Annotated in this window: 18 protein-coding genes and 1 pseudogene; 14 read left to right on the plus strand and 5 right to left on the minus strand. The window is 69.1% G+C overall.

All coding sequences use genetic code 11. The features are described 5' to 3' along the window. The first annotated feature begins 2 nt into the window (after positions 1 to 2). The 7 genes from ACFVKT_RS09675 (at position 3) to ACFVKT_RS09705 (ending at position 10,256) form a co-directional block, all read left to right on the plus strand. A complete protein-coding gene (locus ACFVKT_RS09675) occupies positions 3 to 1,181 on the plus strand; it encodes an ROK family protein (protein ID WP_385729374.1) in 1,179 nt (392 codons plus the stop codon). Between the two features lie 66 nt (positions 1,182 to 1,247). After that, positions 1,248 to 2,561, plus strand: coding sequence for an ABC transporter substrate-binding protein (locus ACFVKT_RS09680; protein ID WP_385729376.1), 1,314 nt, complete (start codon positions 1,248 to 1,250; stop codon positions 2,559 to 2,561). Positions 2,562 to 2,587: 26 nt separating this feature from the next. Beyond that, complete coding sequence (locus tag ACFVKT_RS09685; protein WP_385729378.1) at positions 2,588 to 3,520, plus strand: carbohydrate ABC transporter permease; 933 nt, start codon at positions 2,588 to 2,590, stop codon at positions 3,518 to 3,520. After that, positions 3,517 to 4,443, plus strand: a complete 927-nt coding sequence (locus ACFVKT_RS09690) for a carbohydrate ABC transporter permease (RefSeq protein ID WP_385729379.1) — start codon at positions 3,517 to 3,519, stop codon at positions 4,441 to 4,443. The genes ACFVKT_RS09685 and ACFVKT_RS09690 overlap by 4 nt, the downstream gene beginning before the upstream one ends. A gap of 77 nt (positions 4,444 to 4,520) precedes the next feature. After that, positions 4,521 to 6,362, plus strand: a complete 1,842-nt coding sequence (locus tag ACFVKT_RS09695; RefSeq protein WP_385729381.1) for an alpha-galactosidase D — start codon at positions 4,521 to 4,523, stop codon at positions 6,360 to 6,362. 220 nt (positions 6,363 to 6,582) lie between these two features. Next, positions 6,583 to 9,015, plus strand: coding sequence for a glycoside hydrolase N-terminal domain-containing protein (locus tag ACFVKT_RS09700; RefSeq protein ID WP_385729383.1), 2,433 nt, complete (start codon positions 6,583 to 6,585; stop codon positions 9,013 to 9,015). Further along, the gene (locus ACFVKT_RS09705; protein ID WP_385729385.1) at positions 9,012 to 10,256 is read left to right on the plus strand and encodes an SGNH/GDSL hydrolase family protein; all 1,245 of its coding nucleotides are present in this window, start codon (positions 9,012 to 9,014) and stop codon (positions 10,254 to 10,256) included. The genes ACFVKT_RS09700 and ACFVKT_RS09705 overlap by 4 nt, the downstream gene beginning before the upstream one ends. 25 nt (positions 10,257 to 10,281) lie before the next feature. Here the strand turns inward: ACFVKT_RS09705 and ACFVKT_RS09710 are convergent, their stop codons facing one another. Then, the gene (locus ACFVKT_RS09710) at positions 10,282 to 12,087 is read right to left on the minus strand and encodes a coagulation factor 5/8 type domain-containing protein (RefSeq protein ID WP_385729387.1); all 1,806 of its coding nucleotides are present in this window, start codon (positions 12,085 to 12,087) and stop codon (positions 10,282 to 10,284) included. Positions 12,088 to 12,529: 442 nt separating this feature from the next. Between ACFVKT_RS09710 and ACFVKT_RS09715 the strand changes: the two genes are divergently transcribed. Then, positions 12,530 to 13,402, plus strand: coding sequence for a universal stress protein (locus ACFVKT_RS09715; RefSeq protein WP_385729389.1), 873 nt, complete (start codon positions 12,530 to 12,532; stop codon positions 13,400 to 13,402). 210 nt (positions 13,403 to 13,612) lie between these two features. Here the strand turns inward: ACFVKT_RS09715 and ACFVKT_RS09720 are convergent, their stop codons facing one another. Next, positions 13,613 to 14,167 carry a DinB family protein gene (locus ACFVKT_RS09720; RefSeq protein ID WP_385729391.1) on the minus strand — a complete coding sequence of 185 codons (555 nt, stop codon included), beginning with the start codon at positions 14,165 to 14,167 and terminating at the stop codon, positions 13,613 to 13,615. A gap of 214 nt (positions 14,168 to 14,381) precedes the next feature. Here ACFVKT_RS09720 and ACFVKT_RS09725 point away from each other — a divergent pair, with 214 nt between their 5' ends. The 4 genes from ACFVKT_RS09725 (at position 14,382) to ACFVKT_RS09740 (ending at position 19,110) form a co-directional block, all read left to right on the plus strand. Next, positions 14,382 to 15,377: a LacI family DNA-binding transcriptional regulator gene (locus tag ACFVKT_RS09725; protein ID WP_385729393.1), complete on the plus strand. Its 996-nt coding sequence runs from the start codon at positions 14,382 to 14,384 to the stop codon at positions 15,375 to 15,377. Positions 15,378 to 15,700: 323 nt separating this feature from the next. Then, entirely contained in the window at positions 15,701 to 17,605 is a 1,905-nt protein-coding gene (locus ACFVKT_RS09730; protein ID WP_385729395.1) for a discoidin domain-containing protein, read from the plus strand. Positions 17,606 to 17,753: 148 nt separating this feature from the next. Next, the gene (locus ACFVKT_RS09735) at positions 17,754 to 18,356 is read left to right on the plus strand and encodes a hypothetical protein (RefSeq protein ID WP_385729397.1); all 603 of its coding nucleotides are present in this window, start codon (positions 17,754 to 17,756) and stop codon (positions 18,354 to 18,356) included. Positions 18,357 to 18,366: 10 nt separating this feature from the next. Beyond that, positions 18,367 to 19,110: a fibronectin type III domain-containing protein gene (locus tag ACFVKT_RS09740; protein WP_385729399.1), complete on the plus strand. Its 744-nt coding sequence runs from the start codon at positions 18,367 to 18,369 to the stop codon at positions 19,108 to 19,110. A 3-nt stretch (positions 19,111 to 19,113) separates the two neighbouring features. Here the strand turns inward: ACFVKT_RS09740 and ACFVKT_RS09745 are convergent, their stop codons facing one another. Further along, positions 19,114 to 19,482, minus strand: a complete 369-nt coding sequence (locus ACFVKT_RS09745) for a hypothetical protein (RefSeq protein WP_385729401.1) — start codon at positions 19,480 to 19,482, stop codon at positions 19,114 to 19,116. 107 nt (positions 19,483 to 19,589) lie between these two features. Between ACFVKT_RS09745 and ACFVKT_RS09750 the strand changes: the two genes are divergently transcribed. Both ACFVKT_RS09750 and ACFVKT_RS09755 read left to right on the plus strand, forming a co-directional pair. Further along, complete coding sequence (locus ACFVKT_RS09750) at positions 19,590 to 20,261, plus strand: NUDIX domain-containing protein (protein WP_385729403.1); 672 nt, start codon at positions 19,590 to 19,592, stop codon at positions 20,259 to 20,261. 115 nt (positions 20,262 to 20,376) lie between these two features. Next, positions 20,377 to 21,363: pseudogene (locus ACFVKT_RS09755) on the plus strand (aldo/keto reductase). Positions 21,364 to 21,428: 65 nt separating this feature from the next. Here ACFVKT_RS09755 and ACFVKT_RS09760 read toward each other — a convergent pair. Further along, positions 21,429 to 23,960, minus strand: a complete 2,532-nt coding sequence (locus ACFVKT_RS09760; RefSeq protein ID WP_385729405.1) for a SpoIIE family protein phosphatase — start codon at positions 23,958 to 23,960, stop codon at positions 21,429 to 21,431. Positions 23,961 to 24,149: 189 nt separating this feature from the next. Continuing rightward, positions 24,150 to 25,085 carry a LysR family transcriptional regulator ArgP gene (locus tag ACFVKT_RS09765; RefSeq protein WP_385729407.1) on the minus strand — a complete coding sequence of 312 codons (936 nt, stop codon included), beginning with the start codon at positions 25,083 to 25,085 and terminating at the stop codon, positions 24,150 to 24,152. Between the last annotated feature and the right edge of the window lie 28 nt (positions 25,086 to 25,113).

Consider the following 25,113-nt stretch of genomic DNA (forward strand, 5'->3'; position numbering starts at 1 on the left):
CCATGCGCTCGACCAGTCGAACAGAGACGTTCCCCGGTCACACACCGGCCATCTCCCAGATCTTCACCACCGTGCTCTCCCACGGTCCGCTCACGCGGTCGGAGATAGCGGGGCGGACCCAGCTGTCCGCGGCGGCGGTGACCAAGGCGGTCCGGCCCCTGATCGAGGCCGGGTACCTCCAGGAGGACGTCGACGAGGACGCACGACAGGCGTCCCTCGGCAGGCCGGCCAACCCGGTGCTGGTCGACGGGGGCCGGGCGCTGTTCATCGGGATCAAGATGACGGGCGACGAACTCATCGCCGTACTCACGGACCTGTGCTGCCGCATCCGGGTCGCCCGGCATGTGCCGCTCACCGCGCGCGCCCCCAAGGCGGTGCTGGCCTCGACCGCGGGTCTTGTGCAGGAGCTGCTGACGGAGGCCGACGGTTTCGGCGTCCAGGTACAGGGCCTGGGCATCGCGGTCTCGGGCGATGTGGACCGCGCGGCGGGGGTCGTGCGGTACTCACCCTTCCTGGAGTGGCACGACGTTCCGCTCGCCGACCTGGCCCGGATGACGACGGGGCTGCCGGTCACCGTCGACAACGACGTCCGGGCGCTGACCGTCGCCGAGCAGTGGTTCGGCGCCGGAGTCGGCCTGTCCGACTTCGCCGTGGTGACCGTCGGCGCCGGCATCGGCTGCGGTCTCGTGGTGCACGGGCAGGTCGTGAACGGCGCGTACGGCGTGGCGGGCGAGATCGGCCACGTCGCCATCGACCCGGCCGGCCCCCTCTGCCACTGCGGCAACCGCGGCTGTGTGGAGGCGATCGCGGCGGACTCGGCGATCGTCAGCAGGGTCCGGGAGGTGACCGGCGTTCAGGTCGCCGACGCCGCCGAGGCCCTGGACCTCGCCCATGACGGGAACCCCGGAGCGCGGGAGGTGTACGCCCACGCGGGGGAGGCGATCGGCCGCGGTATCGCGACCGTGGCCAATCTGTTCGGACCCGAGCGCGTGATCATCTCCGGTGAGGGACTGGCGGCGTACGACCTGTTCGCCGAGCAGATCCGCGACACGTTCGCCGCCGCCGCCTTCGGGTCGGCCGGGCGGTGCGACGTACAGACCCGCCCCCTGCCCTTCGAGGAATGGGCGCGCGGAGCCGCGGCCACCGCGATCCAGTCCTTCATCCGATCCGACACGTCCTGACCTTCGGACGCGTCAACACCCCAACCCACCAGCAGTGACAAGCACTGATACGCACGAGGAGCAACGATGACGCAGCAGAGCCGCAACCCCTTGGCTGCGCGCGGACCCAGCCGCCGCAGAGTGACCGGTGGTCTGATGGGGCTCGGGGCCGCCGCCCTGGCCGCGCCCGTTCTGACCGCGTGCGGTGGGGGACCGGGAGCCGACCCGAAGACGGTCACGTTCGGGTCCAACGGCGCCGACGCCACCCCGAAGAAGGCCTACACCACCGTCACCGACGCCTTCACCAAGGACAGCGGGCTGACGGTCAAGACGAACACCGTCGACCACGACACCTTCCAGAAGAGCATCACCACCTATCTGCAGGGCACCCCGGACGACGTCTTCACCTGGTTCGCGGGCTACCGCATGCAGTACTTCGCCAAGAAGAAGCTCGCCAGCCCGATCGACGAGGTGTGGGACAAGATAGGCGGCGGCTTCAGCGACGCGGCCAAGCAGCTCTCCAAGGGCGAGGACGGCAAGTACTACTTCGTGCCGCTGTACAACTACCCGTGGGGCGTCTTCTACCTCAAGAGCGTGTTCGCGGACCGCGGCTACGAAGTCCCGCAGAAGTGGAGCGAGTTCGTCGCGCTCGCCAAGAAGATGAAGGCGGACGGCCTCGACCCGGTCACCTCCGGATACGGCGGCGGCGACACCTGGAGCATCCTCGGCGCCTTCGACTACATCGACCTGCGGGCCAACGGCTACGACTTCCACATGTCGCTGCTGCGCGGCGAGACCTCCTGGACCGACAAGCGCGCCGTCGCGATCCTCGACACCTGGCGTGAACTGACCCCCTACTACCAGGCGAGCGGCGGCGGCCGTTCCTGGCAGGACGCCGCGCAGAGCCTGATCGACAAGAAGTCCGGCATGTCGGTCACCGGTCTCTTCATCGGCCAGCAGATCACCGACGAGGCGGTCCGCAGCGACCTCGACTTCTTCCCCTTCCCCGAGATCGACTCCGCGTACGGGCAGGACGCCGTCGAGGCCCCCACCGACGGGTTCATGCTCAGCCGCAGCCCCAAGAACGAGGCCGGCGCCACGAAGTTCCTGGAGTTCCTCGGCGGCGCGCAGGCCGAGGAGCTGTACGCGGGCGTCGACCCGAGCAACCTCGGTGTCAACGAGACGACCTCCACCGCCTCGTACAACGCCCTGCAGAAGAAGTCGGCCGAGCTCATCGGCTCCGCCAAGAACATCAGCCAGTTCGCGGACCGCGACAGTGACCCGGGCTTCATCTCCACCGTCGTACTTCCCGGCCTGACCGAGTGGCTCAGCCACCCCGACGACGGCACCGAGACGCTGAAGAAGATCGAGTCCCAGCGCTCGCGCTACTTCACGGCCTGATCAGGACCGGAAAGGTCGCACGCACCGTGTCCTCCGTACCCTCACTCCGCACCGTCCGCAAACGCGCCCGCAGTCTCGGCCGCGGCGACCGGATCTTCCTGACCGTCATCATCGGCATCCCGCTCGCCGCGCTGCTCTTCTTCGTGTGGCTCCCCGCACTGGCCTCGATCGCGCTGTCCTTCACCACCTGGGACGGCATCGAACTGACCGACATCCAGTGGATCGGCCTGGAGAACTACAAGGAGATCTTCACCAACTACCCGCCGTTCTGGCCCGCGGTGCAGCACAACGTGATCTGGCTGCTGTTCACAGCCCTGCTGCCCACGCCGTTCGGCATCTTCCTCGCCTACCAGCTGGACCGGAAGATCCGCTTCACCAGGATCTACCAGACCGCGATCTTCCTGCCGATGGTGCTCTCCCTGGCCGTCGTGGGCTTCATCTGGGAGATCATCTACAACCCGGACACGGGGCTCCTCAACGGCCTTCTGAGCTCGGTCGGTTCCAGCGAGCACATCGACTGGCTCGGCAACCCCGACCTCAACCTGTGGGCCGTGCTTGTCGCTTCGGCCTGGCGGCACACCGGCTACATCATGATCCTTTACTTGGCCGGCCTGAAGGGCTTCGACCCGGCGCTCAAGGAGGCCGCCGCGCTCGACGGCGCCAACGGCCGCCAGACCTTCCTGCGCGTGGTCTTCCCGGCCCTCAAGCCGGTCAACATCATCATCCTGGTCGTCACGGTCATGGAGTCCCTGCGGTCCTTCGACGTGGTGTACGTCCTTGGTGGCGGCGTCGGCAGCAAACCCGGCATGGAACTGCTCTCCCTCCTCATCACCGACAACATCATCGGCGAGTCCAGCCACATCGGTTACGGGTCAGCCCTCGCGGTCATCCTGCTCGTGGTCTCCCTTGCCGCCATCGGGACCTTCCTCTTCCAGACCGTCCGCAAGGAGGACCAGTGACCACGACCGTGCCGCGTCCGGCCTCCCGTCTGCGGGCCAGGCGCGAACCCCAGTCCCATGACGGCCCCTCCAAGCCCCGTAGCCAGGTCGGCCGCCACATCATGCTGGGCGGCATCGCCCTGCTCTGGCTCATCCCGCTGCTGTGGGCCATCTACACCTCGCTGCGTCCGTACTCGGACACCGCGAAGAACGGCTATCTCTCCTGGCCGCACAGCCTGAGCTTCGGCAACTTCACGGACGCCTGGGAACAGTCCGGGATGCCGCACTTCTTCTGGAACTCGATCCTCATCACCGTTCCGGCGGTTCTCGGCACCCTGCTGTTCTCGTCCGCGGTCGCCTTCTTCGTCTCCCGCTTCGACTTCCGCTGGAACATCGTCCTGTTGATGCTGTTCACCGCGGGCAACCTGCTGCCGGCCCAGGTCCTCATCACCCCCTTGTACAAGCTGTATCTCCTCGTCCCGCTGCCGTACTGGATGACTGATTCGCTGCTTCTGTACAACTCGATCTGGGGCATCATCTTCATCCACATCGCCTACCAGTGCGGGTTCTGCACCTTTGTCCTCAGTAATTACATGAAGACGATCCCCAAGGAGATCTCCGAGGCGGCGCTCGTCGACGGCGCCCCCGTCTGGCGGCAGTTCTTCCAGATCATCCTGCCGCTGTGCCGGCCGGCCTTCGCGGCTCTCGCGACCCTCGAGTCGATCTGGATCTACAACGACTTCTTCTGGCCGCTCGCCCTCATCGAGACCGGCGACAAGCGGCCCATCACCTCGGCCCTGGCCAACCTCCAGGGCGCATACTTCACCAACCCCAACCTGATCGCGGCCGGTGCGCTCATGACCGCGATCCCCACGCTGCTGGTGTACTTCGCGCTTCAGCGCCAGTTCATCAGCGGGCTCACGATCGGCTCCGGCAAGGGCTGAGCCGCCGGAACGCAGGGGCTTGAGCCGCCCTGTGCCCCAACCGTCCCGTTGACAACGTCGTCCTGGAGGTCGGACCCATGCGGTCATCCTCGTTCTTCACCATGCCCGGAGCCACTCCACGCTCCGGCCGTCGTGCCATAAGAGCCGTGCTCGTCATCGCCCTCACCGCGGGCGTGGCGACCGCCGTCCCGGCGGCTCAGGCGGAAACGCCCACTCCCGCCGCCGCGCCGGCCACCACCACCGCGCTGGCCGCCAAGCCGTTCATGGGCTGGTCGAGCTGGAGCATGCAGTCGTCGAAGTACCCGGGCCTCAACCCGGACGGCGACTACAGCTACCTCACCGAGGCGAACGTCCTCAAGCAGGCGGACGCCCTCGCGGCCAAGCTGAAGCCCTACGGCTACGAGTACGTCAACATCGACGCCGGCTGGTGGATGGACAAGACCTGGAAGTCCGGGTTCGACCAGTACGGCCGCCAGACGCCCGACCCGGTCCGTTTCCCCAGTGGCATGAAGTCGGTCGCCGACCACATCCACTCCAAGGGCCTCAAGGCCGGCATCTACCTGCCGGTCGGCCTGGAGAAGGGCGCGTACAACGACGGCAAGACGCCGATCTGGAACGCCGAGGGCTGCACGACGGCCGACATCGTCTACAGCGACCTGCGCACCACCAACGGCTGGGACAGCGCGTACAAGATCGATTTCTCGAACCCGTGCGCGCAGAAGTACATAGACTCCCAGGCGCAGCAGTTCGCCGACTGGGGTTATGACTTCCTGAAGCTGGACGGTGTGGGCCCCGGCTCCTTCAAGAGCGGCGACCAGTACAACAACGTCGCCGACGTCGCCGCGTGGCAGAAGGCCATAGCCACCGCCGGACGACCGGTCCACCTCGAGGTCTCCTGGTCGCTCGACATCGCGCACGCCGCCGACTGGAAGCAGTACTCCAACGGCTGGCGCATCGACACCGACGTCGAGTGCTACTGCAACACCCTGGTCACCTGGGAGAACTCGGTTGAGGACCGGTGGGACGACTCTCCCGCGTGGAGCAACAAGGGGGGCCCGGGCGGCTGGAACGACCTCGACGCCATCGACGTCGGCAACGGCGAGATGGACGGCCTCACCAAGGCCGAGCGGCAGAGCTACATGACCCTGTGGGCCATCAACAAGTCGCCCCTCTACACCGGTGACGACATCACCAAGCTGGACAGCTACGGAGTGTCCCTGCTGACCAACAAGGAAGTCATCGCCGTCGACCAGAGCGCCTCGCCCATCGCGCGTCCGGTCACCTCGGTCAACGACCAGCAGGTCTGGGGCACCAAGAACGCCGACGGCAGCTACACCGTCGCCCTCTTCAACCTCGGCGACTCGCCTGCCTCCGTCACCGCCAACTGGGCGTCCTTCGGCTTCACCGGCAACGCCTCCGTGCGCGACCTGTGGAACAAGTCGAACCTCGGCACCTACCAGAACAAGATCACCGCGACGCTGCCCGCGCACGGTTCGCGGCTGTTCACCGTCAAGCCCGGCGGCACCACGCTGGCGACGACGAGCTACGAGGCCGAGGCCGCGGCCAACACCCTCTCGGGCAACGCCTCCGTCGGCGGCTGCGACGCCTGCTCCGGCGGCAAGAAGGTCGGCAACCTCTACACCGGCGGCAAGCTGCAGTTCAACGACGTCACGGTGAAGAAGGACGGGATCTACACCGTCAAGGTCGCCTACGTCAGCGGTGACGCCCGCTCGGTGAACGTCTTCTCCAACACCGGTAACGGCACCAGCCAGAAGTTCCCCTCCACGGGCGACTGGAGCACGGCCGAGACCATCAGCGTTCAGCTGGCGCTGAAGGCGGGCACCAACACGATCACCTTCGACAGCGGCAGCGGATACGCGCCCGACATCGACAAGATCGTCGTCCCGCAGTCCGTCTGAGTTCAGTCGACAGGGCGGTCGTTCCGCAGACCGCCTGAGTTCAGCAGTCCGTCCGATCTGCTTCCCCGCGGGGCCCGGTGACCTGAACCCGGGCCCCGCGGGGAACCACCCCAACGCCGACGTCGCCTGCGGTGATCCCCCAACTCTCATTTCCGCAGCGGTCGTTCCCCCACCGGCCATGCCCGTATGAGCCGTTCCCGCACGAGCCGTTCCCCCGGATATGGAGTGCACAACCGTGGACATCCAGCACACCGAACCCAGCGACAACACCCCCAGCCGCAGAGGCTTCCTCGCCCTCGCCGCCGCTGCCGGCGCGGGCACCGCACTCGGCATTCTGCCCACCTTCACCGCTTCGGCGGCCCCCCTGCGCCCCACCGAGTCGCCCCTGCTCTCCGCGGCCGACGCCGCGAAGAACCAGCTCTGGTGGCAGGCTCCCGGCTCCCACAACTCGATGATCGAGCAGGGGCTGCCGGTCGGAAACGGGCGCCTCGGGGCGCTCGCGAGCAACGACCCCTCCAGCGAACTTCTGATGATCAGCGACGCCACCCTGTGGACCGGCGGTCTCAACGACAAGCTGGAGAGCGACGGCCAGTTCCCCTACGGCCGTGCCGACTTCGGCTCCCTGACCCTGCTGGCCGAGCTCACCGTCGCCATCCCGGACCACGACCTGGGCAACGTCAACAACTACCGGCGCACCCTCGACCTGGCGCAGGGCCTGCTCAGCACCTCGTACGAGATCTCCGGCGTGACCTACAAGCGGCAGGTCTTCGCCAGCCGCCCGGACGACGTCATCGTCCTCTACTTCTCCCAGCAGGGCGGCGGCTCCTACACCGGCACCGTCTCCCTCGCCGGCACCCACGGCGAGACCACCACCGCCAACAGCGCGGGACGGTACGCCTCGTTCGGCGCCACCTTCGCCAACGGCCTGAAGTACGGCGCCGCCGTCACCGCCTACAGCGGCACCGGCCGGGTCCGCGTCGACGGAACGTCGCTCACCTTCAGCGGCTGCAAGGACCTCACCGTCGTGTTCAGCGGCGGCACCGACTACGCGCCCGACGCCGCCGCGAAGTACCGCGACCCGTCCGTGAATCCCCAGAGTCTGGCCAGGACCAAGGTCCTGAACGCGGCCGGCCACTCGGTGAGCAGCCTGCTGCACACCCATGTCGCCGACTTCCGCCCCCTGTTCGCCCAGCTCGACATCAGCCTGGGCACCTCGTCCGCCGCACAGCGCGAGCTCGACACCTGGGAGCGGGTGCAGGCGCGCCACCGGGACGGCGTTCCCGACCCGGAACTGGAGGCCGCCTACCTGCAGTTCAGCCGCTATCTGATGATCTCCGGATCACGGGGCAGCCTGCCGATGGGCCTCCAGGGCCCGTGGCTGGACGGCAACGACCCGGACTGGATGGGCGACTACCACACCGACATCAACATCCAGATGAACTACTGGATGGCCGACCGGGCGGGCCTCTCCGACTGTTTCGACGCCTACACGGACTACTGCCTCGCGCAGCTGCCCGACTGGACAGAGGTCACGCAGCGGCTGTTCAACGTCTCGACCAACAGGTTCCGCAACTCCAGCGGCAAGGTCGCCGGCTGGGCCGTGGCCTTCTCCACCAACCCCTATGGCGGAAGCGGCTGGTGGTGGCACCCGGCAGGCAACGCCTGGCTCGTCCAGAGCCTGTTCGAGCACTACGAGTACACCCAGGACCGCGCCTACCTCAAGAAGATCTACCCCCTGATCAAGGGAGCGGTGGAGTTCTGGGAGGCCCGCCTCATCACCACGACCGTCACCGACGCGTCCGGGGCCAAGCGCGAGGTCCTGATCGACGACAGCGACTGGTCGCCCGAGCACGGACCGCAGGACGCCAAGGGCCTCACCTATGCCCAGGAGTTGGTGTGGGGCCTCTTCGGGAACTTCCACACCGCTTCCGAGCTGCTCGGCAAGGACGCCTCGTACAGGAAGACCATCGACGGACTGCGTAAGCGTCTGTACCTGCCCGTGGTCAGCCCCACGACCGGCTGGCTGGAGGAGTGGATGTCGCCCGACAACCTCGGCGAGACCACACACCGACACCTGTCCCCGCTCATCAACCTGTTCCCCGGCGACCGGATCCGCCCCGACGAATCGACACCGAAGGACATTCTGGACGGCGCGACGGCGCTCCTCACCGCGCGCGGCATGACCAGCTTCGGCTGGGCCCAGGCCTGGCGCGCCCTGTGCTGGGCGAGGCTGAAGGACGCGGACAAGGCGTACCAGCTCGTCGGCAACAACCTGAATCCGTCGGTCAACGGCAGCAACGGCAGCGCCATGAACCTCTTCGACATCTACGAGGTCGAGCAGGGTCGCGGCATCTTCCAGATCGAGTCGAACTTCGGTACCGGCGCCGCGATCATCGAGATGCTGCTCTATTCGCGCCCGGGACACGTCGAGTTGCTGCCGGCGCTGCCCGCCGCCTGGGCGGAAGCGGGCTCGGTGTCCGGCGTGGGCGTCCGCGGCGGCTTCGTGGCCGACCTGAGCTGGAAGAAGGGCAAGGTCACGCAGGTGAAGCTGAAGAGCGTCGGCGGCCGTGCCACGACGCTCGTCGCCGGCGGTGCCTCGCGGAAGATCAGCCTGAAGCCCGGTGAGTCCGTCACGCTGCGGAACCTGGGATGAGGGCCGCCTCTTTCGGGCGCCTGGCGACGGGCGCCGTCTCCGCGCTGATCATGGCGGTCTGCATCCCCCTGGGGTCCGCGTCCGCGACGCAGCCGCAGGCTCCGACCGTCACCACTGCGACCCCCGCCGCCGCGAAGGGCAAGCACTCCGTCGTCACCTGGGGTGCCAGCGCCGACCGGCAGAGCGAGGGCCCCGCCGACCGCAGTTACCGGCTGATCGTGCGCACCAGCGTCGGCGGCTCGAACATGCGGATCCGGCTGTCCAACGCCTTCGGCGAGAACCCGGTTACCTTCACCACCGCCTACGCGGGCCTGCAGAAGCAGGGCGCGGAGCTGGTCCGCGGCTCCAACCGGAAGCTCTCCTTCGGCGGGGCCGCGTCCGTCACCGCCCCGGCCGGCGAGACGGTGCTCAGCGATCCGCTGCCCGGAAAACTGGCCGCCCAGAGCAATCTGGTCATCAGCCTGTACGTGACGGGCGCCAAGGGACCGACGACCGGCCACGGCATGGCCATGCAGACCAACTACGCGACCGCGGGCAACCACGCCGCCGAGGAGGGCGCGGCCAGCTGGACCGATCCGATGGGGTCCTGGTACTGGCTGGACGCGGTCAACGTGGAGACCTCCACGTCCATCGGCTCACTGGTGGCGCTCGGCGACTCCATCACCGACGGCTGGCAGTCCAGCACCGACCTGAACCGGCGCTGGCCTGACTATCTCTCCCGTCGGCTCCAGGAGGCGGACACCCCCGTCAAGGGCGTCGCCAACGAAGGGATCTCCGGGAACAAGGTGCTGGCGGACGGCGCCGGGCAGAGCGCGCTGAACCGGCTACAGCGCGATGTGCTCTCCCAACCCGGCGTGCGCACGGTCTTCCTGTTCGAGGGCGTCAACGACATCAAGGCGCACTCGGGAGTCACGGCCCAGGACATGATCGACGGCTACCGGAAGATCATCGATCAGGCGCACGCGGCCGGCAAGTGCGTCGTCGGCTCCACCATCGCGCCCTTCAAGGGCTGGTACGAATGGGACGTGGCGGCCGAGTCCGTACGCCTGGAGATCAACGAATTCGTCAGGAACAGCGGCGAGTTGGACGCTGTCACCGACTTCGACAAGATCCTGCGCAGCCCCTACGACCACGAGAGGATCTCGCCGTTCTTCGACAACGGCGATCACCTGCACCCGAACGACGTGGGGATGGGTGCGATGGCCGACGCGGTCGACATCGGGAGCCTGACCTCCTGCTGAGGCCAGGCTCCGGACAATGGTGCGGTCAGGGGAAGTTGACCACCACCGAGGGAACCGTGGTGGTGCCCGAGGTCGGCGAGCCCGTGTCGTTGATGACGCGCTCGTACTGCCCCTGACCGCCCAGTGAGACGACCATGATGTTGTGGAACTTCACGTTCGCGTTGACCGGTGTCGCGAATCCGTGGTGCTGGAGGATCGTCGGATCGACGTTGTAGTAGCAGTAGCTGCCCAGGCCCCATGCTTCGTGCGTGGTCACGGTGTCGGCGACCTTGTAGGCCGCGTACCCCTTGATCGCGCCGTTCTGGATGGCGGCCTGGTTCGGCGCGTCGTACGCCTTCTCGTTCTGGAAGAAGATCGTGCGGCCGCCCTGCCCGTACCACTGGACGTCGTACTTGTTGAAGTGCTCGACGAACAGCCCGGTGGCCAGCACGTTGTTGCCGTTGACGCGGAGGCCGTAGTCGGCCCGGTTGGTCTCCCAGCCGACTCCCGTGCCGTGGTCGGCGCGCCAGATCCAGGTGTGGTCGATGATCGTGTTGCGGCTGTTGACGACGATGCTGGTGGTGGCCTTGCCGGCGCCCGCGCCGCCGATGCGGACGAAGACGTCCTGCACCGTGGTCGGGTTGACGGAGTGGTCCGCCGAAGCCCCGGTGGGCCCGACCTCCAGCAGAGTGGGGGAGTTGACGGTGCCGGCGTCGATGAGGAAGCCCGCGAGGCGGACACCGTCGACGTCGGCCACCTTGAGCGCGGTGACGCCGTTGTCCGGGATCAGGGTGGCGTAACCGAGGCCCAGGACCACGGTGTTGGCGCGGTTGACCTGGATCGGCTGGTCGAGGTGGTAGATCCCCGGCGTCAGCAGCAGATGGAGGCCCTGTGTGAGCGCCTCGTTGAGGGTGGCGGCGGTGACGCCGGGCTTGGCCACGTAGAACTGCGTCAGCGCCAGTGACGTACCGCGGGGCGTACCGGCTCCCCAGGTGGTGCCGCGCGCGTTGACACGCTTCTCCGGCAGGAAGACGCGGTACTCGGCGCCGTTGAGGTAGAGGAACGGCTTCTCGCGGGAGATCGGCGTGTAGGTGAGCGTGGTGTACGGCGGGTTCGGGAAGGTCTGCGCCGGGGCGCCGTCGACGCCCGAGAACACCATGTTCCAGACGGCGTTGAGCCAGCCGCCCACAAAGCTGTCGCGGGTGTACCACTGCTGCTGCGAGTACGGCCCGACCGTGCCGTCGATGCGGCTGTCGGCGATGTAGCCGCCGCTCGCCCAGCCGTAGCCGTTGGGGGAGAGGTTGAGCCCGCCCCTGACGTGCATCCGCCGGAAGGGCGCGGCCTGCGCGACGGCCCACCGGTTGGTGCCGTTGACGGGCGTGATCGCGAGGTTCTCCGCCGAACGCCAGAAGTTCTGCGTGGCGTTGCCGCCGAACCAGCCCGCGTCGACGGTGATGTCACCGTTGATCGACGTGTCGTCCGGGGACAGGCCGAGGCCCGAGATCGAGGTGTAGAAGCCGAGTTGGGCGTTGAGCCCGTTATAGGTGCCCGGCTTGAACAGGAACTGGTAGCGGCCCGTGCCGAACTGGGCCGTCTCCTGCTGCGCGAACACCTGGTCCAGTCTGGCCTGGATACCCGGGGTCGAGGGGTCGAAGACGATGACGTTGGGGCCGAGGTCACCGCCGCCGGGCAGAGCCAGCGGCTTGACGGGCGCGGCGGATGCCGGCGTGGACAGGCCGAGCAGCGCGGGCGCGGCCGCCGCTGCGGCCATCGCTCCGAGAACGGACCGGCGAGCGGGCGTGGCGGGGACCGAGTCCGAGGAATCCGAGGAATCTGTGAAGTCAGAGGGCATGGGGGCGACTCTCCTGGTTCAGGAAGTGAACGGGGGAAGGTACGGGGAGCGCTCTCTTGCCGATGCATGCTTCATCCGTGTGAACCAGGCGTCAAGAGTTGTGACCGGGATCCCGAATGTTGTTGCCGAGTGAACGGTCAAGTCGACGGCATTGTGCGTGAGTTCATACCCGTATGCGACCAGGCGGTGTCTCGTGCAGGGACGGCGACCGCGTTCAAGAGGTGCGCGAACGGCGGGCTCTGCCACGCGGAGCGCTTGCCGGCCGGCATCCTGCACGCCCCTCCCTGAGAGCGCTCTACGGCAGCCACGACAAGCGGGCCGCTATGGTGCGGAGACGGGCGGACAGGCTCCCACGCCGGAGTTCGCCGCTCGGCCGTGGGCGGCCGTGGGCGGCCGTGGAGAAGCCGACCGGTCATGTTCGTAGCTCGAGAGAGGCACATGTATGACGCACCCGATCACCGTGGGCGTGGACGGATCGGACGAGAGCCGGGCCGCCGTGGCGTGGGCGGGCAGGGAAGCCGTCCGGCGCCGACTGCCCCTGCGGGTGGTGTACGCCTGGCACGGGCAGCCGCACGAACTGGCCGGCGGCCCGGACCCCGAGGAGCAGGCGCAGCGAGCGCGGGACCTGGCGGAGGAGGCCGCGCGCACGGTGGCCGAGCGGCATGCGGACCTCTCCGTTTCGGCCGAGGTACTGGTCGGCGACGTTGTGGACTCACTGGTCGGAGCGGCCTCGGACGCCGAGACGCTGGTCCTGGGTTCGCGCGGGCACGGAGCGATCGTCGGCTTCCTGATCGGCTCCGTCGGCCAGCAGGTGATCGCCGAGGCGGCTCGTCCTGTCGTGCTGGTGCGTACGGATGACCAGGCCACGTCCGAGGCGGCCGGCCGCGAGATCGTCGTGGGTCAGCAGGGCGGCCCCGATGACAGCGCCGCCGGTCTCCGGTTCGCGTTCGAGACGGCGGCCGCCCGTGGCGCCTCGGTGCGCGTCGTACGTGCGTGGAGCCTGCCGCCGCTGTTCGCCTACAGCCCCGGTTCACTGAAGCTGCTCGACGAGGCCGGCGGTCTGGAGCCGTTCGAGACGAAGGCTCTCGCCGAGTCGGTGAAGCCGTGGCGCGAACGGTTTCCCGAGGTGCCCGTCACCGAGTACGTCGAGATGGGCAGCGCCGGCCAGGTGTTGCTCTCGTCGGCCGCGCGGGCCCAGCTGGTGGTCGTCCAGCGCCGTGCCGAACGCTCGGCGGTGGGATCACGGATCGGATCGGTGGCCCATGCGGTGATGCACCACGCGCCGTGCCCCGTGGCGGTCGTGCCGCACGCCTGAGTATCGCCGGAGCCGCTATTCGGGGTGACGCACGCCGCTGGTCTCGGGGGTGGCTGAGGCTCACCGGCAGCCGGTCCTGGGGCGGCTCACATGCCGAGGTGGGTTTCACGCAGAGGGTGGCGCGCATGCCGAGGTGGGTTTCACGCAGAGGGTGGCGCGCATGCCGAGGTGGGCCTACCCGCAGCGGCCGGGTCGCCAGTCGAGCCCCGGTCACAGTCCGACCGCTCCGTCGATGCGTTCGCGGAGCAGGTCGGCGTGGCCGTTGTGCCGGGCGTACTCCTCGATCATGTGGATCAGCACCCAGCGCAGCGACACCGCCCCGAGCCAGGAGTCCTCGCCCTCGACGTCCAGATCGGGCGCCTCGGTGACGAGGCGTTCGGCGAACTCCACCTCGGCGCGCCAGGCATCCCAGGCCGAGGCGACGACCGCGGGGTCGGGCACCGCGCCGTCGAAGTCCTCGTCGGGGGAGGCCTCGGTGGCGAACCGAGGTCGCGCGTCCTGCCCGGCCAGCACGTTGCGGAACCAGCGGCGTTCCACATCGGCGAGGTGCCTGACCAGTCCGAGGAGCGAAAGCGTCGAGGGTTCCACCGACCGCCGGGACAACTCCGCACCCAGGCCTGCGCACTTGAGCTCCAGCGTCGCGCGCTGGGCCGCCAGGACGGAGACCAGCATGCCGCGCTCGTCCCCGGTCGTACGGGCATTGAGACCGCGGTGCTTCTGGTCCGGTGCGGTGGACAAGTCGGCTCTTCGCTGCGGGGTGCTCATGCGCACGATTATGGGCGTGAGGCGCCATTCTGTCCGGCAGCGTTCAAGTCCCATACGCAGTAAGCATGTTGGGGTCACGCGAAAGCAGTTTTGGCGTGAACTATTGACGACAACATGACAGTCCGGTTGACTCGCCGCCCAGCGCCGGAACCGGTTCCGGAACCGGTACCGGCCCTGGGCGCGAGGACGAGACCCCCGTGATCCGGAGGCAGTCATGGCTGTGACCATCGCCGACGTGGCCCACGCGGCGGGCGTGAGCAAGACGACCGTTTCCCGGGTGCTCAACACCCGGGGCGAGGTCGACGCGTCGACGGCTGCCCGGGTCCGTGAGGTCATCAACCGCATGGGCTATGTGCCCAGTTCGGGTGCGGTCGGCCTGGCCCGGGGCAGCAGCCGGACCGTGGGCATGCTGGTGCCCTCGCTGACCTGGCCGTGGATGGGCGAGGTGCTGCAGGGCGTCGTCGACACCGTGGAAGCCGCCGACTTCGGCCTGCTGCTGTTCACCTGCAACCGGGGCACGGAATCCGTCCGTCGCTTCACCAGCCAGGTGTCGGCGCGGGCCTTCGACGGGCTGCTCGTGGTGGAGCCGGAGAACACCCTGGACATGCTGACGGCGCTGCACCGCGAGGGGCTGCCCGTCGTCCTGATCGACGACCGCGGGCACCACCCCGAGTTCCCGTCCGTCACGGCCACCAACTTCGAGGGCGGGGCCTCGGCGGCCCGCCACCTCCTGGCCGGTGGCCGGCGCAAGCCGCTGGTGCTCACCGGGCCCGCACGGTTCGGTTGCGTACGCGACCGGCTCGCCGGTTTCCGGGCCACCTTCGCCGAGCACGGTGTCGGGCTCGAGCTGGTCGTGGAGGGCGACTTCACCGAGACCGACGGCCGCCGGGTCGTACGCCGACTGCTCGCCGAGGGAAGGGAGTTCGATGCCGTCTTCGCGCACAACGACCTCGCGGCGGTGGGCGTCCTGGGTGCCCTGCGGGACGCAGGGATCAGCGTGCCCAAGGACGTCTCCGTGATCGGCTTCGACGACATCCCGATGGCCCCGCACACCGAGCCCTCGCTGAGTACGGTCCGCCAGCCCATGCGGGAGATGGGGGAGACGGCCGCACGCATGCTCCTCACCCGTCTGTCGGGCGAGGAACTGCCGACGGCTCCCGTGGTCCTGCCCACGGAAATGATCACGCGCCGGTCGGCGCCGGCGGCCTAGCCCTCGCCGAGCACCAGACGCACTGCCCCTCAGCTGCCCAGCCCTCGCCGAGCACCCACGCGCACTCCCCGTTGGCGGGTTGGCCGCCGACGAGCACCGCACGTACTGCCCGTCGGCGGCTCAGCCCCCGCCGAGCATCAGACGCCCCCCGGGCGGCCCGGCCCCCGCCGAGCACCCCACCCGCACTGCCGGGCGGAAACAACCGGAAGCACCAGAGCACGTCGACGTCCGAGCTCCCCCGCACCGCAGGACGTCGGCTTCAGAGCCGTACCACCGCACACCCGCACGGAGCACTGGCACCCCCAACTCCTTAGGAGAGCCGCATGCCTTCCTGTACCCCACCTCCCCGCACGGTCATGACCGCGCTGGCGGCCACCCTCTCCGCCCTGTCGCTGCTTGCGGCAGGACAGGCCTTCGCCGGCCCGGCGGCCGAATCCGTCGCGGCCGTCGCGGCCGTCGCGGCCTGGGACGCAGACCAGGCAGCTGCCGCCTACGCCGTGAACCCCGCCGCCGTCACCGCCTCGGGAAGCGAGAACGCCGGCACCGCCCCGGGTCTCGCCTTCGACAACAACGCCGCCACCCGCTGGTCCAGCCAGTTCGCGAACGACGCGTGGATCCGCGTCGACCTCGGCTCCACCCTCCGCATCGACCGGGTCGTCCTGGACTGGGAGGCGGCCTACGGCAAGAGATACGTCCTGGAGGTGTCGAAGAACGGCACGGACTGGACGCCCTTCTACACCGAGACCGCCGGCACCGGAGGATCGGTCACGGCGCACACCTACCCGCAGGAAGTCACGGGCCGCTATGTGCGGCTGCGCGGCGTCGAACGCGCCACGGCGTACGGGTACTCACTGTTCGCGTTCAAGATCTACGGCGGCGAACCCGCCCCGGCCTCGACGACCCGTACGAACCTCGCCCTCAACCACCCCGCCTACTCCAACCTCTACCAGCACGCGGGCAATTCACCGGCCTTCGTCACCGATGGCGGCTGGCCCGCCGACCTCAAGGCTGATCAGACCCGCTGGTCCAGCGACTGGAACGCCAACCGCTGGGTCTCCGTCGACCTGGGCGCGACCTCGACCATCAACTCCGTCGACCTGTACTGGGAGGCGGCCTACGCGGTCAACTACCAAATCCAGGTCTCCGCCGACAACGTGAACTGGCGCACCGTCTACCAGCCGTCCGCCACGGAGGTCGCCGCCCGCCGAGCCGACGTCAAGTCCCCGGCGGACGCGGTGGGCCGCCGCGACACGGTCACACTGGCGACGCCCGCGACCGGACGGTATGTGCGGATGCTCGGCACAGAGCGCCGCTCCTTCTACAACCCGGCGCCCGCGACCGCCCAATTCGGCTACTCCCTCTACGAGTTCCAGGTCTGGGGCACCGGCGGCAGCGCCGCGGCCGCCTACCCGGCCCTGCCCGGCGAGCAGTCGGGGACGTACCAGACGACGTTCTTCGACGACTTCACCGGGGCGAGCCTGGACCGCTCCAAGTGGCGGGTCGTGCGCACCGGTTACGAGATGGGCCCGGTCAACGGGGAGTCCCAGGCGTACGTCGACTCCACCAACAACATCGTCACCCAGAACGGCAGCCTGCTGCTGAAGTCCAGGTACTGCAACGACTGCACCTCGACACCGGCCGGGACCTACGACTTCACCTCCGGCCGCATCGACACCAACACCAAGTTCGACTTCACCTACGGGAGGGTCAGCGCCCGTATCAAGCTGCCGGTGGGCGACGGCTTCTGGCCCGCCTTCTGGCTGCTCGGCAGCAACGTCGACGATCCGAACGTCTCGTGGCCGGCCTCCGGTGAGACCGACATCATGGAGAACGTCGGCTACGCGGACTGGACCAGCACCGCCCTGCACGGCCCTGGCTACTCGGCGGACGGCAACATCGGGGCCCGCCAGACCTTCCCCGCCGGAGGCCGCGTGGACGCGTGGCACAACTACGCGGTGGAGTGGACACCGACCGGCATGCGCTTCTACGTCGACGACGTCCTCGTCCAGGAGACGACGCGCAACAAGCTGGAGTCGACCCGCGGCCAGTGGGTCTTCGACCACAACCAGTACGTCATCCTCAACCTCGCCCTGGGTGGCGCCTACCCGGCGGGCTGGAACCAGGTCACCACGCCCTACTGGGGTCTGCCGCAGTCGAGCGTGGACAAGGTCGCGGCCGGGGGAGTGCAGGCCGAGATCGACTGGGTGCGCGTCGAGCAGAAGAGGTGACCCGGACCGCCGTGAGGCCGTGAAGACGGGTGCGCGCAGGGACTCTTGACGAAAACTTGGTCTAGTCCTACCTTCCAGTCAACCGTTCAAAGACTGGGCTGAAGTTCACCCACGTGAACGTCAGCACCCCCCACTCAAGGGAGCCCGGATGCTCACACGTCTTCGAACACTCGGTGTGGCCGGCGCGGTGTGCGCCTCATCGCTGCTGGCCGCGCCGACGGCCTTCGCCGAAGTGGAACCCGGCGGCTGGACATCTGTCTCGCCGACGTACACGGTTCAGGAGCGGGGCTGCGGTACGGTCTCCGGCCTGACGTTCACGCTCACCTGCTCCACCGCCAGTGGGGACCAGCGAGCCGAGCGGCGGTACGCCACGTACACCGGCGGAACGCGGCAATTCGAGGGCTACTTCAGGATCTCCAGCCTCAGCGGCACCCGGATCAGCCTCAAGCAGACATTCAACGAGTCGGCGGCGGGCCCCTACTTCATGCTCGCGGTCGAACGCGGTGGACGGCTCTACGCGGTCCACGGCGGCACCACGCTCTCCAACGCGGGCACCGTCGGCGCCACCGTCCGCGTCAACACGGTCCACCAGGTGGGCACTTCGCACCGCACCTACATCAACGGCTCGCTCCAGCACACCTACGCCAGTCCCTCCGGAAGCTTCTACGACAAGTTCGGCGCCTACCGCACCGACAGCGGCACCGGACCCGCGACCGTCGTCTGGAGCAACGTCCAGTTCTGGCGGAAGTAGCAGCCACCGGATGCGTACCTCCCTGCGTATCGCAGCGCCGACAGTGCTCCTCCTTGCACTGTCGGCCTGCTCCGCGCCTCAGACGACAGACGAGGCAGGTGGCGACGCCGCGGTCGCCGCAGCAGCGGGCTCCGTGCTGCGTGCCTCCCTCACCACTCCCACGGACATCGATCTGAGCTGGCCGAAGGGCAGCTCAGGAGTATCAGGACACGCCCTGGAGTTCGCCACCGAGGAGTCGGGCCCGTACACCGTCCTCCAGTACCTGCCGCCGGGTGTGACGGCCTACCGGCACCCCGATCTGATGCCGAACACGACCTTCTTCTACCGGCTCCGAGCCTTCAACGGCCCGGCCTCTGCCCCGCTGGGCGTCACCCTCCCGCCCGGGGAACTGACAAAAGCGGACGAGGACTCCGGCCACGACTGGCTCCCCGCCCGCAAGGACCCGGCACGCGTCGCCCCGGGCCGGCCCCTGAACAATTCCGGTGCCGGCGCACCCACCGGATTCAAGGCCGTGGTCAAGCATGCGAACGGCATCCTGTTCACGTGGACGGACCACGCATCCGACGAAGCCGGCTTCCTCCTGGAGGCTCGTACGCCGGAAAGCTCCGAGTACGAGCCCCTCGTGGTCCTCGATCCCGACATCAACTCCACCGGACTGATCACCCTGCCCACGGAGAAGCAGGCTTCCTACCGCGTCCGGGCCTTCACCTACGGCGAAGTGTCGAACGTGGTCCACCTGACCACCGGCGAATGACTCCTACGCGCTGTCGGCCCGCGACATCCGCAGGGCGAGATCCTGGAGCAGGTCGGCCGTCTTGACGTCGGTGCGCCCGGAGTCATGGAGGTCGGCGAGTTCGGAGAAGAGGAAGGCGAAGGCGCCGACGAGCGAGATGGTGGCGGGCAGGTAGGCGTCCGCGACGGCCTGGCCCGCCTCGGCGGGTCCGGCGTCGGCCGGCACTTCGACCCTGGGGAAGACCTCTGTCACGAGCGCGCCGAGCTGGGTCTCGGTCGACTCGACCTCATCGTCGTCGGCGGAGTCGTCATCGGATTGGGCGATCCTGCGGACCATGGCGTTGGTCTCGGTGAGGACGCCGATGGCTCGCAGGATGATCTCCGTCTGTTCCATGCCGTGAGCCTAGACGGGCGATCCCCGACTGTGGGTTCGGTGTTCGGGTCGTAATGGTAGACAGTCGGCGTGAACAACCTTTCCCGCTCCCGCCAGGACCCCGCCCGATGACCGCCGGCATCGACATCCCGGACCGCCGGGGCCGCACCGGACTCGACCAGGTCGGCCGCGACCTGACCGGCAACCCCCGGATCAAGATCCGGGAGGTGACACTCCTGTCCAGCCACTGGTACGTGGAGCGCACCACGACCTTCGACTTCCAGCACGCCGACGGCACCTGGAGCACCCAGGAGCGCGAGACGCACGACCGCGGCAACGGAGCCACCCTCCTGCTGTACGACACCGAGCGCGAAACCGTGCTGCTGACCAGGCAGTTCCGCTACCCCGTGTACGTCAACGGACACCCCGACGGAATGCTGGTCGAGACACCGGGCGGCCTGCTCGACGAGGACGACGAGCACCCCGAGGTCGCCGTACGGCGCGAGGTGATCGAGGAGACCGGGCACACCGTCGGCGACGTCCATCACGTCTTCGACGTCTATATGAGCCCGGGCTCGGTGACCGAGCGGGTCAGCTTCTACGCCGCCTCCTACGGCCCCTCGACCCAGACCCACGAAGGCGGCGGCCTTGACGAGGAGGGCGAGGACATCGAGATCGTCGAACTGCCCTTTCGCCGGGCACTGGACATGATTCGCACCGGCGAGATCGCCGACGCGAAGACGATCATGCTGTTGCAATGGGCGGCTCTGGACGGCCCGTTCAAGGGATCCACGCGGTGACATGAGGTGCTCCCGCCCCGACCCGGGGTGCCGAGTGCCCTGACTTGAAGTGCTCTTCAAGTCCCAGACTCCCGTTCGGGCCCGCGGACTTCGGGCCCGAACGGGAGGGGACATCATGAAGTACCGCACGATCGGCACCGATCCAAGGACCCGTCGTGAGGTGAGCGTGCTCGCGCTCGGCGCGATGCTTTTCGGCTCACGCACGGACGAGAAGACCTCCTTCGCGGTGCTCGACCGTTATGTCGAGGCCGGTGGGAACTTCATCGACACCTCCGACAACTACGCGTTCTGGACCGACGGCGGCCAGGGCGGCCAGAGCGAGGAGTTGCTCGGCCGATGGCGCCGCAGCCGCGGCATCGGCGACGAGATCGTCATCGCCACCAAGCTCGGCGCCCGGCCGCTGGCCCCCGGCACCGGATACGTCGACAACCCCGAAGGCCTCTCGGCGAAGGTCATCCGAGAGGCGGCTGAGCGCAGCCGGGACCGCCTCGGCGTCGACAGGATCGACCTGCTGTACGCGCACATCGAGGACCGGACCGTTGCCCCGCAGGAAACTGTGGAGGCGTTCGGCGAGCTCGTTGAAGAAGGAAGCGTCGGACTGCTCGGGGTCAGCAACCACGCCATCTGGCGGGTGGAACGGGCTCGTTCCCTCGCTGCGGCGGCGGGACTGCCCGGCTACGAGGTCCTGCAGTACCAGCACAGCCACCTGCGACCGCGTACCGACATCCCCGACGAACTCTTCCCGGAGGGCAGCCTCGGCGGAGCGGGCGCCGAGCTGTTCAGTTATCTGAAGGCCGAATCCGCCCTCACCCTGGTTGCCTACTCACCCCTGCTGACCGGCGCGTACGTACGGTAGGACAAGACGCTGCCGCCCGACTACGACCACCCGGGAACTCCGGCCCGGCTCTCCGCACTCCGGGACGTGGCGAAGGAGACCGGAGCGAGCGTGACCCAGGTGGTGCTGGCCTGGCAGATCGGCGGGACCGTGCCGGTGATCCCGCTGGCGGGGGCGTCCTCCGTGGCGCAACTGGAGGAGAACCTGGCCGCCGTCGAGCTGGAACTGACGGTGGATCAGCGGGCGAGGCTGGACGCCGCCCACTGACGGGCGGGGCTCAACTCGCCACTGACGGGCGGTACCTGGCCGACCGCTGAGGGGCCAGGCCCGGCCTACGCGTCGTCGTCGCTCGGGGACCGGCGCGTGGTGAGGAGGAGGGCGATATCGTCGGGGCGCTCGGTGGCCTGCCGGGCCTCCGAGGTGAGCAGGTCGGCGGCGGCGGACACCGACGGGCCACCCGCCCGCCCGCGCCGCACGGCCGCTCGGGCCAGGTTCGCGCGGAGGGTTTCGACGCCCTCGTCTATGTCGGTGCCCGGCCGCTCGACCAGACCGTCCGTGTAGAGGGCCAGGACGGCCCCGGGCTCCAGCAGCAGCTCGGTCACCGGGTACCGGGCCTGCGGATCCACCCCGAGTACCACCCCGCCGGGCAGGTCCAGGATCTCCGTACGACCGTCCGGGTGGCGCAGCAGGGGCTGCGGATGCCCGGCCCGGGCGGCCCGCGCGATACCCGTGACCGGGTCCAGGCGTACGTAGCAGCAACTGGCGAACTGGCCTGGGTCGAGGTCGATGAGCAGCCGGTTGGTGCCGCTCATCACCTCGTCCGGGGACCGGTCGCTGAGCGCGAACGCCCGTACCGCACTGCGTAGTTGGCCCATGGTGGCGGCGGCCTGGACACCGTGCCCCTGGACGTCGCCGATGACCAGGGCCAGCCCGTCGCCCGCCTCCACGACGTCGTACCAGTCGCCGCCCACGTCCATGCCCAGGGTGCCGGGCAGATACCGCCCGGCGGTGGTCACCAAGGGGTGGGCGGAGAGGCGGTGCGGGAGCAGTGCCTCCTGGAGACCGCGGGCGAGAGCGGCTTCGTTGTCGTAGCGCCGGGCCCGCTCCAGGGCCTGGGCGATCAGCCCGGCGAGCGCCGTCAGAACCGTGCGCTCCTCGGCGCTGAAGGCACGGGAACGGTCGAAACCGAGGATGCAGGAGCCGACCGGCCGGCCGGAGGCGATCAGTGGCAGGAAGGCCCGGGATCCCTCCTCGGCGTCCAGTGCGATGCCGGGGTAGGCGGCCGAGAGCTGCTGCATCGACTCGTAGAAGAGGGGCCGGCCACTGGTGAGCGTTTCGACCCCCGGCAGCCGGGTGTCGAGGCCCACGCCGTCGAAGGGGGCGAGGAAGCCCTCGGGGAAGCCGGTCTCCCACGCCAGGTACAGGCGCCGGTCCTGGAGCAGATAGATGGCGAGCCGGCGGCCGCCGAACGCGGGCAGCAGCTCCCGCATCACCACCTCGGACACCTGGCGTGCGGTCACCGCTTCGGTCAGCGCGATGGCGAGGACGATGGGCCGGTACAGCGACGCCGTCGTGGGAGCGCCGTCCGTCGGCCCGTCGACCTCGGCCCCCCATCGGCCCGTCGCCTCGAACGGGTCGCCCTCGGCGGCGTCCGCCATCCGCCCCATGGGCACGAGCTTGCACGTCAGGCTGCTCGGCCCGGCGTAGATGGACATCGTGAGCCACTCACCGCCGTGCCGCCCCGGAGTCTGTCCACCGCCGTTCCCGTGCGGGCGTCTGACCTGGAAGTGCACGGGATCCGGCGACAGCAGGGCGCCGCGCACATGATCCTCGTACGACGGCCTGTTCAGCCAGGGCACGGCCTCCCACAGCGGCCGCCCCAGCAGCTCCGAGCGAGGGCGGCCGAGAAGTTCGGCGGCGCGCGGGTTGACGTAGGTGATCAGCCCGAGCCGGTCGAGTGCGAAGACGCCCTCCGGCAGGAGATCCGCCGCCCCTTCCGAGGCCAGGCCCGTGCCCGGATCGATGATCGCGCCGCTCACCCGGTACGGCGGTCCGGGCGCCGTGGCCGAGGTGCCCAGAGCCAGCAGACGCAGCTCGGCGTCCGCGGTGCGCACGGGCACCGGCTGAGCGGGCGGGCGGCCGGCGGCCGTCTCCCGCAGGGCTGTCAGCAGCAGGCGCGGATCCTCGTGGGACAGGGCGTCGGCCAGTGCCTCCGTCGTGGCGGCGAAGCCGGTGGGTGTGGTGGCGAGCAGCGCGTCGTCCGCGGTGACCGAGCCGTCGTGCGGATCCCAGGTGAATCCTCCGATGCAGCGCGCGGAAGGACCGTCGGAGGGCGCCTGCACACACATCGGCTCGTCGTCCCATACGACGATCTCGGGCCCGTCCTTGTCCAGCGCCGCCAGAGCGGCACCCAGCTCCTCGGCCACCGCCGTCATCCGGTCACGGTCGGGCAGCACCTCGGTGGCGTCCGAGGCCGACGGGCGCAGGACCGTCAGGACCCCGAAGGGCGTCGACGCGCCCACGACGGGGACGTACAGCGAACCGAACGGGAACGGCAGTCCGGCGGCAAGCTGCGGGTAGCGGCGCATCGTCTCCGTGGCATCGGTGAGCAGTACCTCCTCGCCGAGCCGATGGACGTCGGCGACCGGGAACGGCAGGTCCACGTGCATCCGCCACCAGGAGCGGAAGAGCTGACCGGGCAGGCCCGCGAGCACGGCCATCCGCAGCAGTCCCGGCGTGCTCGACCGCAGATAGATGCCGCCCGCGAAGCCGCGGGCCGCCCGGACGGCGTCCGCCACGGCCCCGGTGAGCAAGGTGGGCAGGCTTTCCAGCGCCTGGACCTCATGCTCGGCGCTCCCAGTCATCGGTCTGCCCTCGTCCGCCCGCCGCCAGGGAGTATCACAGCAAGAATGCGCCTGCCAGGCCCCTGACCGCACCTCGACGCCCACCGGAGCACGGGTCGCGCCGGTCGCCTCCGGCCGTCGCGATCTGCTGTGCCCAGCGCGAAGATACCCGGTTCACAGGAGTTCAGGAGCGGCTCGGCAGTGAGTGATTCAGTAATCGGGCCCGGTGGAGGGTGTCCCGGGGGTGAGTGTCTCGGCGGCGACGGCCGCCACGGCCTCGGCCACGGCGGCGAGCGCGGGAAAGTCGAGCTTCCACTGCTGCCAGAACAGCGGAACGTCGACCCCCCGGTCCGGCGCGATGTTCACCAACTGTCCGGTGCGCAGCAGCGGTTCGGCCTGCACCTCGGGAACCATGCCCCAGCCCATTCCGGCGGCGACGGCGGCGACGAACCCCTCCGAGGTGGGCACGAAGTGCCGCGAGGCGCTCGCCCCCTCGCCGCCCCGCAGGCCACGGACGAAGTCGTCCTGGAAGTCGTCGACCCGGTCGAAGGCCACCACCGGAGCGGCGGCGACCAGGTCGCGCAGGGAGGCGTCCGTGCCGGCGCCGAGCCACCGCTCCGCGAAGCCCGGGCTCGCGGTCGGCACGTACCGCATACGGCCGAGGGCGTGGACGGAGCAGCCCGGCACGGGGTCCGGTGACGATGTCACCGCCGCCATCACCACACCCTCGCGCAGCAGCGCCGCCGTGTGGTCCTCGTCCTCCCGGCGCAGCTCGAAGGAGAGCCGCAGCTCCTGCGGCACGCGGGTGAGCGCGGGCAGGAACCAGGTGGCCAGCGAGTCCGCGTTCACCGCGATCGACAGCCGCGTCGGCTCCCCGGAGCCGGTCATGCCCAGCTCGGCATGCGCCTCGCGCTCCAGCCGGGCCAATTGGCGCGCGAAACGCACCACGACCTCGCCGGACTCGGTCGGGCGCACCGGCTTCGTCCGCATCAGCAGCACCCGGCCGGTGCGCTGCTCCAGCGCCTTGACGCGCTGGCTGACCGCCGAGGGCGTCACATGGAGTGCGCCGGCCGCCGCGTCGAAGGTGCCCTCGTCGACGACCGCGAGGAGCGTGCGGACCTGATCGAAAGGGAGTTCCGTCATCATGTGCGCTAATGATACGTAAGAATCCTTA

Source organism: Streptomyces sp. NPDC127595, assembly GCF_042671685.1.
Lineage (GTDB): Bacteria > Actinomycetota > Actinomycetes > Streptomycetales > Streptomycetaceae > Streptomyces.

Excerpts from the sequence above, each read along its gene's own strand:
- ACFVKT_RS09715 (WP_385729389.1), top strand. The coding sequence starts at position 12,530 with ATGACGCACCCGATCACCGTGGGCGTGGACGGATCGGACGAGAGCCGG.
- ACFVKT_RS09675 (WP_385729374.1), top strand. The coding sequence starts at position 3 with ATGCGCTCGACCAGTCGAACAGAGACGTTCCCCGGTCACACACCGGCC.
- ACFVKT_RS09740 (WP_385729399.1), top strand. The coding sequence starts at position 18,367 with ATGCGTACCTCCCTGCGTATCGCAGCGCCGACAGTGCTCCTCCTTGCA.
- ACFVKT_RS09745 (WP_385729401.1), bottom strand. The coding sequence starts at position 19,482 with ATGGAACAGACGGAGATCATCCTGCGAGCCATCGGCGTCCTCACCGAG.
- ACFVKT_RS09695 (WP_385729381.1), top strand. The coding sequence starts at position 4,521 with ATGCGGTCATCCTCGTTCTTCACCATGCCCGGAGCCACTCCACGCTCC.
- ACFVKT_RS09765 (WP_385729407.1), bottom strand. The coding sequence starts at position 25,085 with ATGATGACGGAACTCCCTTTCGATCAGGTCCGCACGCTCCTCGCGGTC.
- ACFVKT_RS09680 (WP_385729376.1), top strand. The coding sequence starts at position 1,248 with ATGACGCAGCAGAGCCGCAACCCCTTGGCTGCGCGCGGACCCAGCCGC.
- ACFVKT_RS09700 (WP_385729383.1), top strand. The coding sequence starts at position 6,583 with ATGGAGTGCACAACCGTGGACATCCAGCACACCGAACCCAGCGACAAC.
- ACFVKT_RS09705 (WP_385729385.1), top strand. The coding sequence starts at position 9,012 with ATGAGGGCCGCCTCTTTCGGGCGCCTGGCGACGGGCGCCGTCTCCGCG.
- ACFVKT_RS09750 (WP_385729403.1), top strand. The coding sequence starts at position 19,590 with ATGACCGCCGGCATCGACATCCCGGACCGCCGGGGCCGCACCGGACTC.
- ACFVKT_RS09720 (WP_385729391.1), bottom strand. The coding sequence starts at position 14,167 with ATGAGCACCCCGCAGCGAAGAGCCGACTTGTCCACCGCACCGGACCAG.
- ACFVKT_RS09725 (WP_385729393.1), top strand. The coding sequence starts at position 14,382 with ATGGCTGTGACCATCGCCGACGTGGCCCACGCGGCGGGCGTGAGCAAG.
- ACFVKT_RS09760 (WP_385729405.1), bottom strand. The coding sequence starts at position 23,960 with ATGACTGGGAGCGCCGAGCATGAGGTCCAGGCGCTGGAAAGCCTGCCC.
- ACFVKT_RS09735 (WP_385729397.1), top strand. The coding sequence starts at position 17,754 with ATGCTCACACGTCTTCGAACACTCGGTGTGGCCGGCGCGGTGTGCGCC.
- ACFVKT_RS09710 (WP_385729387.1), bottom strand. The coding sequence starts at position 12,087 with ATGCCCTCTGACTTCACAGATTCCTCGGATTCCTCGGACTCGGTCCCC.
- ACFVKT_RS09730 (WP_385729395.1), top strand. The coding sequence starts at position 15,701 with ATGCCTTCCTGTACCCCACCTCCCCGCACGGTCATGACCGCGCTGGCG.